Below are 14601 nucleotides of genomic sequence, written 5' to 3'. Positions count from 1 at the left end.
CCATAAGCGCTGTTATAATTCCGGCGTGAGCCGGCCATGCCCCTGACCCACGCCTTCGTCGACCTCGCCCCGCTGCGCACCTCGCGGCCGTTCCGGCGGCTGTGGCTCGGCCGGGTCTTCTCCGGCTTCGGCAGCCAGATGACGCTCGTCGCCGTGATGTTCCAGGTCTGGGAACAGACCCGCAGCACCGTGTGGACCGGGGCCGTCGGGCTCGCGCAGGCGCTTCCCATCGTCGTGTTCGGGTTGTTCGCCGGTTCGCTCGTCGACCGCGCCGACCGGCGGAAGGTCGCCCTCGTCGCCACGACCGGCCAGGCCGTCTGCTCGGTTCTGCTCGCCGTCCAAGGGTTTCTCGGTGCCGTGCCGGTGGCCGCGGTGCTGGGCCTGGTGGCCGTCCAGTCCGGGTTCGTCGCGTGCGGCGGGCCCGCCGCACGCACCTTCGTCCCGCGGCTGCTGCCGCCGGCGCAGTTGCCCGCCGGGCTCGCGCTGAACCGGATCGCCTTCCAGGGCGCGATGCTGCTCGGCCCGGCGCTGGGCGGGCTCGTCCTCGGGCGGTTCGGTGCCGGCGGCTGCTACGTCGTCGACGCCCTCACCTTCTGCCTGGCGTTCTACGGCCTCTTCGGCCTTCCGGCGATGCGGCCCGAAGGCGGCGAACCGTCCCGGCCGGGGCTGTCCGGCGTGCTCGACGGGCTCGCCTTCCTCGTCCGGACCCCCGTCGTCCGCGGTGCGCTGCTCACCGACCTGGCCGCCACGGTGCTGGCCATGCCGCTCAGCCTGTTCCCGCTGATCAACGCCGCGCGCTTCGGCGGCGACCCGCGCACGCTCGGGCTGTTCCTCTCGGCCGTCGCGGTCGGCGGGGTCGTGGCGTCGGTCTTCTCCGGGACGTTCACCCGGCGGTCGCGGCCGGGCCGGGTGATGCTCGCGGGCTCGGCCGGCTGGGGTGCCGCGTTGACGGCGTTCGGCCTGGCGCCGGACGCGTGGCTCGGCTTGGCCTGCCTGGTCGTCGCCGGCGCGGCCGACACGGTTTCGGTCGTCTCGCGCAGTGCGCTGGTCCAGCTGGCGACCCCCGACGCCCTGCTCGGCCGGGTGGCCGCCGCCGAGCAGATCGTCGGCCAGGCGGGCCCCGATGTCGGCAACCTGCGCGGCGGCCTCGTCGCCGGAGTGACGTCCGGCGCGTTCGCGCTGGTCAGCGGGGGCCTGCTGAGCGTGGCGGCGGTCGCGGCGATCGGCGCGGCCACGCCCGGCCTGCGACGGTTCCGGACCCCGGCGGAGACCGCCGCGAGCTGATTCTCCGCGGCCGTCGTCGATTTCGGCGAATGCACGCGGGGTGCCGCCGGAGCGCCGCGAGGAATCGTTCTCCGAGGCGGACCGGCTCCGGTTGTCGCCACCCGGCTTTCGTTGTCGCGCGGCTGGTTTGCCGTGATGAGCCGATCGGCCGCTCATGCGTACGGCCGGATGGACCTGCGGGTGGGCGGCCGTGAATGGCGGTTCCCGGCACCGGGATTCTCGAATTCGAATCGTCCGACGCGTATTTATTGATCAATTCCGGGCGTCTCGTCTTCCGGCGCTTATTACGGGGCGGAAATCGATTTTACGGCCGGACGGGTGGAAACAAACGGGATGTTCGCGACCGAGTGGACTTTCTCGCCGGAGTGGGCCGCCGTCGTACCGAGGCCGCAAGGTGAGGGTCACGAAGGTGTCACAGCGGTCACTACCTGGGGTGGCAAGATCACGAAACCCCGGCGGCTGACGTAGGTTTCTTTCCGTCGACCGTGGCGACCCTGTGAGTGGGTAACCCGTTGACCCTCTTGTCACTCTTTCGCGTGAACATGTCGTGACATATTTCTCGGCAACGTATTTGCGACCCGGGAAATCGTCATCTACAGTCCGGCTGATCACGGCCGAACGAGCCGTATTCCGTGATCCCCAGAATCTTCTCCGAGGAGTGGCATGCTTCATCGCGCCTCGACACGCCGGCTCGCCGTGCTCGCTCTGGTCGCCGTCCTGCTGACCGGGTGCAGCCAGCTCAAGGGCTCCACCACCGCCGGCGCCGTCGAAAAGCCGTCGATCCGGGTGGCCATCCTGACCACCGTCGACCTCGCGCCGCTGTGGCTGGCGCAGGAGGGCGGGTACTTCAAGGCCGAAGGTCTCCAGGTGCAGACCGACGTCGGGGCCAGCGGCCAGGAAACGCTGAGCCGGATGGCCAGTGGCCAGGACGACCTCGCGCTCTCGACGTACACGCTGTTCTTCCTGGCCAAGAGCAGCGGTTCCGCGGACGTGAAGCTGGTGACCGACGGCACGTCGGCGAGCCCGCGCAGCAACGAGGTCGTCACCGTGCCGAACTCGCCGGTGAAGACGGTGGGCGACCTGCAGGGCAAGCGGATCGCCATCAGTTCGAAGAACGCCGCGTCGGACGTGCTGACCCGGTCGGTGATGCGCGACCACGGCGTCGACCCCGGCAAGGTGCAGTGGGTGCCGATGCCGCTGCCGGAGATGAGCGCCGCGCTGGCGCAGGGCCGGGTGGACGCGGCCTACCAGCCGGAACCGTTCCTGACCCAGGCCGCCCGGACGGCCGGGGCCTACCCGGTCATCGACGCGGCCAGCGGCAGCACCCAGAACTTCCCCCTCACCGGCTACGGCGCCACCGCGAAGTGGGTCCAGGACCACCCGAAGACCATGCAGGCGTTCCAGCGCGCGATGCTCAACGCCACGCGCGCGGCGGTCGACCGGGCCCGGATCGAACCGCTCGTCGTCCGCAACGCCAAGGTCGACCAGGACATCGCCAGCCTGATGGTGATGCCGACCTTCGGGTCCAACCTGGACGCCCGCCGCATCCAGCGGGTGCCGGACCTGCTGCAGCAGCTGGGCGTGGTCCAGACGCGGATCGACGCCTCTTCGATGATCGCCCCGCAGACCGGTACCGGCTGAGCCCGGCCCCAGTGGAGAAGGGCGGGCGCGCTTCGGCGTGCCCGCCCTTTCCCGTGCCGCCGGAACTTCCCTGAACGGAAGCGGTTTTCGAAATTTTCAGACCGGTGGCCGCCGGTCCGGTTTCGGTGATTCGCACCTTGACACGACCGCCGCCGCAGCCCACCCTCTTCATACCGACCGCGCGGTACGGTCCGGTCCACATGGTGGGATAGGAGAGTCATCGATGACGCTTCCCGGTGCAGGCCTGCTCGTGGTGGACGGGCTCACCGTGCGCTTCGGCGGGCTCACCGCCCTGCACGACGTCCACCTGAGCGTCGACGCCGGCACGGTCGTCGGGGTCATCGGGCCCAACGGCGCGGGCAAGACGACGCTGTTCAACGTCGTCTGCGGGTTCGTCCGGCCCCAGGCGGGCCGCGTGCTGTGGCGCGGGGAGCACCTCTCCCGGCACCGCCCGGAACACCTCGCCCGGCTCGGGATCGTCCGGACGCTGCAGGGCCTCGGGCTCTTCCCCGGGCTGACGGTCCTGGAGAACGTGCTGGCCGGCGCGGGCCGCCACGCCCGCACGGGCCTGCTCCCGGCCCTCGCCGGCGCCGGCCGCGCGGCCCGCGACGAGGCCGACCTGGCCGCCCGGGCCCGGGAGACCCTGGGCGAACTCGGGATCGCCGACCTCGCCGGCCGCCTGCCGGGCGTCCTGCCCTACGGCGTCCGGAAACGGGTGGCGCTGGCCAGGGCCCTGGTGGCCGAGCCGGATCTGCTGCTGCTCGACGAACCCGCGAGCGGGCTGTCGGCCGCGGAGCTGGTCGAGCTGTCGACGTTGATCCTCTCGCTGCGCCGCCACATGGCGGTGGTGCTGGTCGAGCACCACATGGACCTGGTGATGCAGGTCTGCGACCGCGTGGTGGTCCTGAACTTCGGCGAGGTGATCGCCACGGGTACGCCGGCGCAGATCCAGGCCGACCCCCGGGTGGCCGAGGCCTACCTCGGCGACCCCGCCGAGGAGGTGTCCGGTGCTTGAGATCGCAGAGCTGTCCGTGGCCTACGGCGCCGTCCAGGCGCTGGACGGGGTCGGCCTCAGCGTCGAACGCGGCGGGATCACCGCCGTGCTCGGGGCCAACGGCGCCGGGAAGACCACCCTGCTGCGCACCATCAGCGGCCTCCAGCCCGCCCGCAGCGGCCGGATCGTCTGGGACAACAGGGAACTCACCGGGCTCGCGCCGGACCGGATCGCGCGCGGCGGGGTTGCCCTCGTGCCCGAAGGCGGTGGGGTCATCACCGAGCTGACCGTCGACGAGAACCTGCGGCTGGGCGCGCTGTGGCGGCGGGACCGGGCCGATCGGGCCGCCGCGCGGAAGGAGGTGTACGAGCTCTTCCCCGCGCTGGAAGAACGTTCGGCGAAACCCGCCGCCACGCTCTCCGGTGGCGAACGGCAGATGCTCGCCATCGGCCGGGCGCTGATGAGCCGGCCGTCGCTGCTGCTGCTCGACGAACCGTCGCTGGGCCTCGCGCCGCTGATCACCGCGCGGATCATGGGGATCCTGCGCGACCTGCGCGCGGCCACCGGGCTCACCGTCGTGCTCGTCGAGCAGAACGCGCACTCCGCGCTGTCCATCGCCGACTGCGGGTACGTCCTCGCGCTCGGCCGGGTCGTGGCCGTCGACACCGCGGCGGAACTGCTGGCCGACGACGGCCTCCGCCACGCCTACCTCGGTTTCTGACCGTCCAAAATGGAGGTGAACGGTTCGGTATGCAGGACTTCTTCGACCTGACCCTCGGCGGGATCTCGGCCGGCGCGGTGTACGCGGCGCTCGGGCTCGCCCTGGTCATCATCTACCGGGCCACCCGGGTGGTGAACTTCGCGCAACCCGCCCTCGCCCTGATCTCGACCTACCTCGCGTACTCGGTGACGAAGGCGACGGGCAGCTACTGGCTCGGCTTCGCCGTCGCGATCGGCGCCGGAACCGTGCTGGGTGTCGCCACCGAACGGCTGCTCATCCGGCCGCTGCGGCACCGCTCCGAGCTGAGCTCGATCATCGTCACCCTCGGGCTCCTGCTGGTGCTGCAGGCGGTCGCGGGCATGATCTGGTCCAACGAGCCGCTGGCGTTCCCGTACGCCTTCGACTTCCGCGGCCGGTTCTCCGCCAACGACCTGTTCGTCGTGCTGGTCGTGCTCGCCATCGCCGCGCTCGTGCTGGTGCTGTTCAAGTACACGCCGCTGGGCCTGCGGATGCGCGCGGCCGCGTTCGCCCCCGAAGTCGCGCGGACGCTCGGGGTCCGGGTCGGGCTGATGCTCACCGCCGGCTGGGGACTGGCCGCCGCCGTCGGGTCGCTGGCCGGGCTGCTCGCCACCCCGCCGTTCCTCTTCCCGAACGTGCTCGACGGCGTCTTCGTCTACGCGCTCACCGCGGCGGTGCTCGGCGGCCTCGACAACCCCCTGGGCACCATCGCCGGCGGGTTCGTCCTCGGCGTCGGACTGTCCTATGTGTCCGGCTACTTCGGACCGGAGATGGTGACGATCGCCGCGCTCGCCATCCTGGTCGTCGTGCTGACGCTGCGGCCCAGCGGGCTGTTCGGCCGGGCCAAGGTGAGGCGGGTATGACCGTGCGCACGAAACCGGCGGTGACCCGGGAGACGCCGGTGAAGCGGCGCCGCACGCTGCCGCCGTTGCTCGTCCACGCGCTCGCCGCGCTGGCCGCGCTCGTGGTGGTCGTGCTGCTGACCCTGGTCACCGACGAGTTCACCAACCTGCGCATCGCGACCATCGGGTACTACCTGATCGCGGTGGCCGGGCTGACCCTGTTGACCGGCCTCACCGGGCAGGTGTCGCTGGGCCATGGCGCCTTCGTGTTCATCGGCGCCTACACGGTGGCCTTGCTGGTGAAGCACGTGCCGTCGTTGCCGCTGTGGGCCGATCTGCTGCTGGCCTCGGCGGCCGGCGGGCTCGCCGGGCTGCTCGCCGGTGCGGCGGCGGCTCGGCTCCGCGGCCCGTACCTGGCCGGGGCGACCCTCGCGCTGGCCGTCGGGCTGCCCGCGCTGACCCGGAAGTTCCCGGACTTCCTGGGCGGCAGCAACGGGCTCAGCTTCACCGTCCACAGCAGACCGGCCGGCGTCGGCGTCCCGGAGCTGCGCTGGCAGACCTGGATCGTCTGGCTCAGCGTGCTGCTGGCCCTGGTGCTGGTGGTGAACATCGTCCGCGGCCGGCTCGGCCGGGACTTCCGCGCGGTCCGCGACGACGAGGTCGCCGCCGCGCTGAGCGGGATCGCCGTCGGGCGCACGAAAATCCTCGCGTTCCTGGTCAGCGCGGTGTGCGGCGGGCTCGCCGGTGGCCTGCAAGCGTTCCTGCTCGGCACCGCCGCACCCGGCTCGTTCACGCCCGCGCTGTCGCTGAGCCTGCTGGCCGCGGTGGTGCTCGGCGGGCTCGGCTCGCTGTGGGGCGCGCTGTGGGGCGCGGTCGCGCTCGTCTACTTCCAGGCGTGGTCCGAAGACCTCGCCGACGTCCTGCACCTGAACACCGACGTGGCCAACAACCTCCCGCTCGCGGTGTACGGCGTGATCCTCATCGTCGTCGTGCTCGCCTTCCCGCGCGGCATCCAGGGCGGGTTCCACCGGCTTCGCGCACTTCTCCGCAAGCCCGCCGAGAAAAAGGAGAACCATGAGAACCACTAGGTACGGCGCCGGGTTGCTCGCCCTCGCCTTGGCGCTGACCGCGTGCGGCGGCGCGGGGGAGAGCGACGGCGGCGGGCAGCAGGCCGCCGATTCGGCCGTCGGCGTCACGAAGGACACCGTCGTCATCGGCACCCACCAGCCGCTCACCGGCCCGGCCGCGCCCGGGTACAGCAAGATCTCCGTCGGCGCCCGGGCGGTGTACCAGGCGATCAACGACGGCGGCGGGATCAACGGCCGCAAGATCGATTACAAGGTCGAGGACGACGGCTACAACCCGACGAAGACCGTCGAGGTCGTCAAGAAGCTCGTCCTGCAGGACAAGGTGTTCGCGATCGTCGGCGGGCTGGGCACGCCGACGCACTCCAAGGTCGTCGACTACCTGAACTCCGAAGGCGTGCCCGACCTGCTGGTCTCCTCGGGCGCGCTCGCCTGGGACAACCCGCAGAAGGACCCTATGACCTTCGGGTACCAGGTGGACTACACCCGGGAAGGCAAGATCCAGGGCCAGTACGTCAAGGAGAACTTCGCCGGCAAGAAGGTCGGCTACTTCACGCAGAACGACGACGTCGGCCGCGACACCCAGGCCGGGCTGGACCGGTTCGTCAAGGACCAGGTCGTCGTGCGGCAGGGCTACGACAGCGCGAACACCGACGTCACGCCCCAGCTGTCCGCGTTGAAGGGCGCCGGCGCCGAGGTCGTCGTCTGCGCCTGCATCCCGGCGTTCACCGCGCTGGCCATCCTGGCCGCGGCGAAGATCGGCTACCACCCGCAGTTCGTGGTCAGCAGCATCGGCGCGGACCCCGCGACGCTGTCCGGGCTGCTGCAGGACTTCGCCAAGCGCGGGGGCGTCAGCGTCTCCGGCGGGCAGCTGCTGGCCGGCCTGATCGGCACCGGCTACCTGCCGGACGTCGCCCAGACGGCCGACCCGTGGGTCGCCTACTTCAAGGGCATCCACGACAAGTACATCGCGAAGGAGCCGTTCACCAACACCGTGCTGTTCGGCATGGTGCAGGCCTACACCTTCGGGCAGGCGCTGAAGGCGGCCGGGCCGGACCCGACGCGGCAGAAGGTCGTCGACGCGATGAGCTCCGGCGCGCTCAAGGGCCCGGGCCTGACGCCGTTCGGGTTCTCGAAGGAGTCGCACTCCGGTTACACGGGCGCGTACGTGTTCAAGATCAACCCGGACGTCACGACGACGGTGGTCCAGCCACCCGCCGTCACCGACCGTGGCACCGGTGCGATCACGCCGTACTCCGGTGAACGGGCCACTCCGGAGCAGGTCGGCCTGGTGGGCAAGTGACGACCGGGCCGGTCCGTGGGCGCCACGGGCCGGCCCGCCCGCTCACCTAGGGTGGTCACATGAACGTCAGGGAGAAGGTCGTGCGGGCGGCGGTCCGGCTGTTCGCCGAGAAGGGCTTCGAGGCGACGACGGTCCGCGAGATCGTCGAGGAAGCCGGCGTCACCAAGGGCGGGCTGTACCACTACTTCGAGTCCAAGGACGACCTGCTCTTCGAGATCTACGCGGCGATGCTGCGGATGCAGACGCGGCGGATGGTGACGATCGCGGAGTCGGACCTGCCGCTGCCGGAGCGGCTGCACGCGATCATCGCCGACGTCGTCGTGACGAGCATCGCCGACCTCGACGCGGCGACGGTGTTCTTCCAGTCGTTCCCGCTGCTGGAGAAGTCCAAGCAGGTCCAGGTGCGCGCGGAGCGGCGGACCTACCACGAGCGGGTGCGCGACCTGGTCGCCGAGGGCCAGCGAGCCGGCCTCTTCCGCGCCGACGTCCCGGCCGACCTGGTGATCAACTACCACTTCGGCGCCATCCACCGGCTCGGCATGTGGTACCACGACGGCGGCGAGCTGTCGGGGGAGCAGGTCGGGAAGCACTTCGCGGACCTGATGCTGAGCAGCCTCCGTCCTTAGTGGACTCCGGCCGCGGCCGGTGTTTGACTTCGCCGCCCCCGTGGTACTGACCGGGTTCAACGCTGTCCCGCTCTTGGAGGGTGCTCGTGCAGATCCAGGTCAACACCGACCACAACATCCACGGTGGCGAACGGCTGGCCGGCTTCGTGTCCACCGACCTGGAACAAAGCCTGTCCCGGTTCGGCACGTGGCTGACCCGGGTGGAGGTGCACCTCAGCGAGGACGGCGGCGCCGGACCCGAGGACAAGAAGTGCGTCATCGAGGCGCGGCCCGGCGGCAAGCAGCCGGTGGCGGTCACCCACCACGCGGCCACTGTGGACGACGCCTACGCCGGGGCGTCGCACAAGCTGGTGCGGGCGCTGGAGACCCGGTACGACCGCGCCCACGACCACAAGGGTGCCGAAAGCATCCGGCACATGCCCGCGCCCGTAGACGCGGGCCCGGCCGAAGACCCGCAGGACGCGACGCCGGGGATCGGCTAGCGGGCGAAGACGCCGCGGGCCCGCTCACGGCCTACGTCCGCCGGCGCCGGACGTAGTGGGCGATCAGCAGCCCGATGGCCACCACCGCGACGGCACCGGCGACCATCCGCACCGGCGTTCCCAGGTTCACCAGCGGGCCGGCCGCGTTGACCGCGCCGCTGACCACCAGGACCAGCCACAGCAGGACCGGGCTCGAAGAACGTGTCGAAACGTTGTCGTTGTTCATGTCTGCAACGCTAAAGCCCGGCCGGGACGGCGAGAATGCCGTGCGCACCCGGATGCGGGGTAGTGCCTGCGCTACCCCGCATCCCGGCCCAGGTACGCCAGCACCGCCAGCACCCGGCGGTGGCCGGCGCCTTCGTCGGACGGCAGCCCGAGCTTGGCGAAGATGTTCCGGATGTGCTTGAGCACGGCGCCGTCGCTGACGACCAGGAGCTCGGCGATCGTGCTGTTGTTGTAGCCCTCGGCCATCAACGCGAGGACTTCGCGCTCCCGGGCGGTCAGCGATTCTAGGGGGTCCGCGGTGCGGCGGCGGGCCATCAGCTGGCCGATCACCTCGGGGTCCATCGCCGTGCCGCCCTTCGCGACCCGCCGGAGGGCGTCGAGGAACCGCTCGACCTTCCCGACGCGCTCCTTGAGCAGGTAACCGACTCCGCCGACGCCGTCGGCGAGCAGCTCGACCGCGTAGCTCGTCTCCACGTGCGCCGAGAGCACCAGCACCGGCAGCGCCGGGTGGATCTCGCGGGCGCGGACCGCCGCCCGCAGCCCCTCGTCGCGGTGGGTCGGCGGCATGCGCACGTCCATCACCACCGCGTCCGGGCGGTCCTGCTCGACGAACGCCAGGAAGTCCTCGGCGTTGTCGACCGCCTTCACCACCTCGATGCCCGCCGTCTTCAGCAGCAGGGCGAGGCCTTCGCGCAGCAACGCGTCGTCCTCGGCGATCACGACCCGCATGGCAGCTCCACTCGCAGCACGGTCGGCCCACCGGGTGGGCTGGACAAGGTCAGGGTTCCGTCGAAGGCCTCGGCGCGGCGGCGGATGCCGGCCAGCCCGCTGCCGCGGGACTCGTCCGCGCCGCCGCGGCCGTCGTCGCGGATCTCCAGGCGCAGCAGTGACGCCGTGCCGCCGAGGGTGACGTCCACCTGGGACGCGTCGGCGTGCTTGGTGACGTTGGCCAGCACTTCGGCGACGACGAAGTACGCGGCGGCCTCGACCGCGGCCGGGCGGCCCGCCTCGTATTCGACGTCGACGGCGACCGGGACCGGGCTGCGCTCGGCGAGCGCGCGCACCGCCCCGGCCAGCCCGCGCTCGCTCAGCAGCGGCGGGTAGATGCTGCGGACGACCGTGCGCAGCTCGGCCAGCGCGTCGGTCGCCGTGTCCTGGGCTTTGACCAGCAGGTCGCGCGCGGTGGCCGGGTCGCGGTCGTACAGCTGACCGGCGATGCCGAGCTGGAGCACGACCGCCGCGATCCGCGCCTGCGTGCCGTCGTGCAGGTCACGCTCGATGCGCCGCAGTTCGGCGCCGTGCGCTTCCAGCGCCGCGGCCCGGGTCGCGGTCAGTTCGGCGACGCGGTCGGCCAGCACGACGCCGGGGGCGGGCGCGAGCAGCTTGCGCGCGGTGCGGGCCTGCCACCGGGCCACGCGCGGCAGCTGCAGGGTCGCCGCGATCATGGCGGCGGCCACCAGGAGGTCCAGCCCGGCCCGCGGCCAGGAGTCCACCACGATCCCGACCGAGCCCTCGATCCCGCCGGGGACCAGCGGCCAGACGAAGGACGTGATGACCTGCTGGACCGCGCCCAGCGGCAGGCCGAACGCGAGCACGCCGATGATCGTCCCGGTCGCCGCGTGCAGCGCGAGCCACGCGAGGTCGCGGCGGGTGGCCGGGTCCTTCAGCGGCGAGCCGTCGCGGTACGGCTCGGGGATCGGCTCGCCGAGCCTGCGCGCGGCCCGGCGGCGGTCGAGCCGCACCGGCCACCGCGACAGCCGGATCATCGGCACCAGCGACGGGATCCCGACGCCGAACGGGCACAGCAGCACGACGGCGAACAGCCCGGCGAGGGCGAAGAGCGAAAGCATCGAGGTGCCGGCGCCGACCACCAGGTAGCGAACCGCCGACCAGCACTGACGCAGGCGGGTCGTCACGCCGACAGTCTCCCACCCCACCACCGTGGTGGTGCTGGCGCTACCCCCGATCCACCTCTCCACGGGATCGAACCCGGGCCCGCGCCGACCTAGTTTTCTCTCTGACGCGAGAAACAGTCTTAAGGGGACAGTGAGATGACCACAGCGAGCGCGTACGCGCTGGAGCTGACCGGGGTGCGGAAGGTGTACGGCTCCGGCGACGGTGCCGTCACCGCGCTGGACGGGGTGTCCGCGGGGGTGGCGCGGGGCACGTTCACCGCCGTGATGGGCCCGTCCGGCTCGGGCAAGAGCACCTTTCTGCACTGCGCGGCCGGCCTCGACCGGCCGACGTCGGGGCGGGTGCTGCTCGGCGGCACCGAGATCGGCCGCCTGAAAGAAGCGGAGCTGACCCGGCTGCGGCGCACCCGGATCGGGTTCGTCTTCCAGGCCTACAACCTGCTGCCGTCGCTGAACGTGCTGCAGAACATCACGCTGCCGCTGCGGCTGGCCGGGCGGAAGCCGGACCCGCAGTGGCTGCGGGAGATCGTCGAAGGCGTCGGGATCGCGAAGCGGCTGGAGCACCGCCCGGCGGAGCTGTCCGGCGGCCAGCAGCAGCGCGTCGCGATCGCCCGGGCGCTCGTCACCCGGCCCGAGGTGGTGCTGGCCGACGAGCCGACCGGCGCCCTCGACACGCGTACCGGGCGGCAGGTGCTGGACCTGCTCCGGGCGATCGTCGAGCAGATGGGCCAGACCGTGCTGATGGTGACCCACGACCCGGTCGCGGCGTCGGCCGCGCACGGCGTCCTCTTCCTGGCCGACGGCAAGCTGGCCGGGCACCTGCCGCACCCCACGCCCGAGCGGGTGGCGGAGCGCATGACGCACCTCGGGGAGTGGTGAGCGTGCTGACCCTCGCCTGGCAGACCATCCGGACCCGGCTCGGCGGGTTCGCCGGCGCCTTCATCGCGATCCTGTGCGGCACCGCACTGGTGGCCGCCTGCGGGGTCCTCATGGAATCCGGCCTGCGGGCCGGCGTCCCCACCCAGCGGTACGCGGCCGCGGCCGTCGTCGTCGGCGGGGCCCGGTCGGTGCACCCGCCCGGGGCCGACGCGCTGTCGACCGAGCAGGTCGGCGAGCAGCCGCCGGTGCCGGCGTCGCTGGCCGGGCGGATCGCCGCGGTGCCCGGGGTGCGCGCGGCGGTCCCGGAACAGAGCTTCCCCGCCCACGTCGTGACCCGCGACGGGCGGGTGCTCGCCGACCGGGAGTCGCTGGGGCACAACTGGGACGCGGCCGTGCTGGCGCCGTTCACCCTGCGCGGCGGCACCGCACCCGCGGCCGCCGACGAGGTCGTGCTGGACGCCGACCTGGCGCGCCGGGCCGACGTCGGCATCGGCGGGCAGGTGCGGATCACCACCCGGTCGGGTCCGGTGCCGTTCAAGGTCAGCGGCGTCGTCGACGGCCTCTCGCGGCAGTCGGCGATGTTCTTCGCCCCCGGCCGGGCCGCGGAGCTGGCCGCGCAGCCGGGCCGGGTCCACGCGATCGGTGTCCTCGCCGATCCCGGCGTGGCGCCGGAGACGCTCGCCGAGCGGATCCGCGGGGTCGCCGGCGACGCCGAGGTGGCCACCGGCGTCGAACGCAGCAGCGTCGAGTTCCTCGACGTCGGCCAGACGCGGGTGCTGCTGCTGGCCATCGCCGGCTCGTTCGGCGGGTTCGCGCTGCTCGTCGCGGTGTTCGTGGTGGCGAGCACGCTGGCGCTGACGATCAACCAGCGGCGCCGGGAGTTCGCGCTGCTGCGTGCGGTCGCGGCCACCCCGCGGCAGATCCGCAAGCTCATCGGCACCGAGACGACGCTGGTCGCGCTGGTCGCCGGCGTGCTGGGGAGCGTGCTCGGGCTGTCGGTCGCGTCCGGGCTGCGGGACGCGTTCGCCGCGATCGGCGTGGTCCCGGCCGACTTCGGCCTGGCGATCAGCCCGTTGCCGCTGGCGGCCGCGGTCGTGCTCGGCCTGGGCGCGGCCCGGCTGGCGGCCTGGGCGGCGGCGCGGCGGCCGTCGTCGATCCGGCCCGTCGAGGCGCTGGGCGAGGCCGCGGTGGAACGCCGCGAGCTCGGCCGCGGGCGCCTGCTCACCGGCTGGGGCCTGGTGGCGGCCGGTGCCGGCGGCGCGCTCGTCCCGCTCTTCGTGCGCGGTGAAGCCGCCGCCGCGGTCTCGACGATGGCCACCCTCGTCGTCGTCATCGGGCTGGCGGTGGTGGGCCCGCAGGTGACCGGGCTGGTGACGCGGGTCCTGGTGCCCGTGCTCGCGCGGACCTGGCGGATCAGCGGGTACCTCGCGGGCGCGAACGCCCACGCCAACGCCCGGCGCGTCGCCGCGGCGGTGACCCCGCTGATGCTGGCGGTGGCGTTCGCGCTGGCCACGTTCTACGGGCCGACGGCCATGACGTCGGCGGCGCAGCAGGAGTCGGCGCGGTCGACGACCGCCGACTACGTGCTGACCGCGCCGGGCGGTGTCCCGCCCGAGGTCGCCGCGGCGGCCGGCCGGGTGCCCGGGGTCGCGGCGGCGACGCCGGTGGTCCGCACGTCCGTGGTCACCGCGACGAAGGTGAGCGACAGCGTGGAGGTCCAGCGGACCCCCGCGCAGGGCCTGGCGGGCGACCGGGCCGGCGCCGCCCTCGAGCTGGGTGTCGACGCCGGGCGGCTGACCGACCTGACCGGGAACGCGGTGGCGCTGAGCCGCTCGGAAGCGGACTGGCTGGACAAGAAGCTCGGCGACGAAGTGGAGTTCTACTTCGGCGACGGCGTCCCGGCGAAGCTGCGGCTGGTCGCCACCTACACGCACGACCTGGCCTTCGGTGACTTCGTGCTGCCGGTCGCGCTGGCCCGCGAGCACATCGGCGGCCGGCTCGACGACTCGGTGCTGGTCCGGCGGGAGCCCGGCGCCGACGCGAGTGCGGTGGCTTCGGCGCTGAAGGCCGTGTCCTACCCGGGTCTGGTGGTGGCCCCGGCGGCCGCCGCCGCGTCCGGGGCGGGCGGGGAACAGCAGGCGCAGTTCTACCTCAACCTGGTGGCGGCCGGCGTGATCGTCGGGTACCTGGCGATTTCGGTGGCCAACACGCTGGTCCTGACGACCGCGCAGCGCGGCCGCGAGTTCGCGCTGCTGCGGCTGGTGGGCACGACCCGCCGTCAGGTGACCCGCATGATGCGGCTCGAAGCACTGACCACGGTGGGGATCGCGGTGGTCATGGGGACGCTGGTGGCGCTGGTTCCGTTGGCCCTGCTGAACTTCGGGCTGCGGGGCAGCCTGGTGCCGGCCGGCTCGCCGCTCGTCTACGCCGGAACCATCTCCGGCGCGGCCGCGCTCGGGATGGTGGCGATCGGGGTGGCGACGTCGGTGGCGCTGCGGGCCCGGCCGATCGACGCCATCGGCTTGCGGGAATAGGGGGTGCGGGGTGGCTCCGGCCACCCCGCACCCGTTTCGCGAAACCGGGAAAAT

14 protein-coding genes are annotated in these 14601 nt (G+C 72.5%); 11 read left to right on the top strand and 3 right to left on the bottom strand.

Going from position 1 to position 14601, the window contains the following annotated elements; genetic code table 11:
• Window positions 1–36 precede the first annotated feature (36 nt).
• From ACLJPY_RS32590 to ACLJPY_RS32550, 9 genes are all read left to right on the top strand, one after another.
• The gene (locus ACLJPY_RS32590) at window positions 37–1284 is read left to right on the top strand and encodes an MFS transporter (RefSeq protein WP_410594356.1); all 1248 of its coding nucleotides are present in this window, start codon (window positions 37–39) and stop codon (window positions 1282–1284) included.
• A gap of 663 nt (window positions 1285–1947) precedes the next feature.
• On the top strand, window positions 1948–2925 hold the full coding sequence (locus ACLJPY_RS32585) for an ABC transporter substrate-binding protein (protein WP_410594354.1): 978 nt from the start codon (window positions 1948–1950) through the stop codon (window positions 2923–2925).
• Between the two features lie 223 nt (window positions 2926–3148).
• Window positions 3149–3940, top strand: a complete 792-nt coding sequence (locus ACLJPY_RS32580; protein ID WP_410594352.1) for an ABC transporter ATP-binding protein — start codon at window positions 3149–3151, stop codon at window positions 3938–3940.
• The gene (locus ACLJPY_RS32575; RefSeq protein ID WP_410594350.1) at window positions 3933–4640 is read left to right on the top strand and encodes an ABC transporter ATP-binding protein; all 708 of its coding nucleotides are present in this window, start codon (window positions 3933–3935) and stop codon (window positions 4638–4640) included. The genes ACLJPY_RS32580 and ACLJPY_RS32575 overlap by 8 nt, the downstream gene beginning before the upstream one ends.
• Window positions 4641–4669: 29 nt before the next feature.
• A complete protein-coding gene (locus tag ACLJPY_RS32570) occupies window positions 4670–5521 on the top strand; it encodes a branched-chain amino acid ABC transporter permease (RefSeq protein WP_410594348.1) in 852 nt (283 codons plus the stop codon).
• Window positions 5518–6588, top strand: coding sequence for a branched-chain amino acid ABC transporter permease (locus tag ACLJPY_RS32565; RefSeq protein WP_410594346.1), 1071 nt, complete (start codon window positions 5518–5520; stop codon window positions 6586–6588). The genes ACLJPY_RS32570 and ACLJPY_RS32565 overlap by 4 nt, the downstream gene beginning before the upstream one ends.
• Window positions 6575–7888 carry an ABC transporter substrate-binding protein gene (locus tag ACLJPY_RS32560; protein WP_410594344.1) on the top strand — a complete coding sequence of 438 codons (1314 nt, stop codon included), beginning with the start codon at window positions 6575–6577 and terminating at the stop codon, window positions 7886–7888. Before ACLJPY_RS32565 ends, ACLJPY_RS32560 begins: the two co-directional genes overlap by 14 nt.
• A gap of 59 nt (window positions 7889–7947) precedes the next feature.
• Window positions 7948–8514, top strand: coding sequence for a TetR/AcrR family transcriptional regulator (locus tag ACLJPY_RS32555; RefSeq protein ID WP_410594342.1), 567 nt, complete (start codon window positions 7948–7950; stop codon window positions 8512–8514).
• An 86-nt stretch (window positions 8515–8600) separates the two neighbouring features.
• Window positions 8601–8996, top strand: coding sequence for an HPF/RaiA family ribosome-associated protein (locus tag ACLJPY_RS32550; protein ID WP_410594340.1), 396 nt, complete (start codon window positions 8601–8603; stop codon window positions 8994–8996).
• Between the two features lie 31 nt (window positions 8997–9027).
• Here ACLJPY_RS32550 and ACLJPY_RS32545 read toward each other — a convergent pair whose 3' ends face one another.
• From ACLJPY_RS32545 to ACLJPY_RS32535, 3 genes are all read right to left on the bottom strand, one after another.
• Window positions 9028–9222 (bottom strand): hypothetical protein, encoded by a 195-nt coding sequence (locus ACLJPY_RS32545; protein WP_410594338.1) that lies wholly within the window; start codon window positions 9220–9222, stop codon window positions 9028–9030.
• Window positions 9223–9293: 71 nt separating this feature from the next.
• Window positions 9294–9950, bottom strand: a complete 657-nt coding sequence (locus ACLJPY_RS32540; RefSeq protein WP_410594336.1) for a response regulator — start codon at window positions 9948–9950, stop codon at window positions 9294–9296.
• Window positions 9938–11137 carry a sensor histidine kinase gene (locus ACLJPY_RS32535; RefSeq protein WP_410594335.1) on the bottom strand — a complete coding sequence of 400 codons (1200 nt, stop codon included), beginning with the start codon at window positions 11135–11137 and terminating at the stop codon, window positions 9938–9940. Before ACLJPY_RS32535 ends, ACLJPY_RS32540 begins: the two co-directional genes overlap by 13 nt.
• 135 nt (window positions 11138–11272) lie before the next feature.
• Here ACLJPY_RS32535 and ACLJPY_RS32530 point away from each other — a divergent pair, with 135 nt between their 5' ends.
• Both ACLJPY_RS32530 and ACLJPY_RS32525 read left to right on the top strand, forming a co-directional pair.
• Window positions 11273–12013 carry an ABC transporter ATP-binding protein gene (locus ACLJPY_RS32530; RefSeq protein WP_410594333.1) on the top strand — a complete coding sequence of 247 codons (741 nt, stop codon included), beginning with the start codon at window positions 11273–11275 and terminating at the stop codon, window positions 12011–12013.
• Window positions 12007–14547, top strand: a complete 2541-nt coding sequence (locus ACLJPY_RS32525; protein WP_410594331.1) for an ABC transporter permease — start codon at window positions 12007–12009, stop codon at window positions 14545–14547. The genes ACLJPY_RS32530 and ACLJPY_RS32525 overlap by 7 nt, the downstream gene beginning before the upstream one ends.
• Window positions 14548–14601: the final 54 nt, after the last annotated feature.

Origin of the sequence: Amycolatopsis sp. lyj-23 (genome assembly GCF_046549135.1) — a bacterium.
GTDB lineage: Bacteria > Actinomycetota > Actinomycetes > Mycobacteriales > Pseudonocardiaceae > Amycolatopsis.
This window is presented reverse-complemented; position numbering and strand designations above follow the sequence as displayed.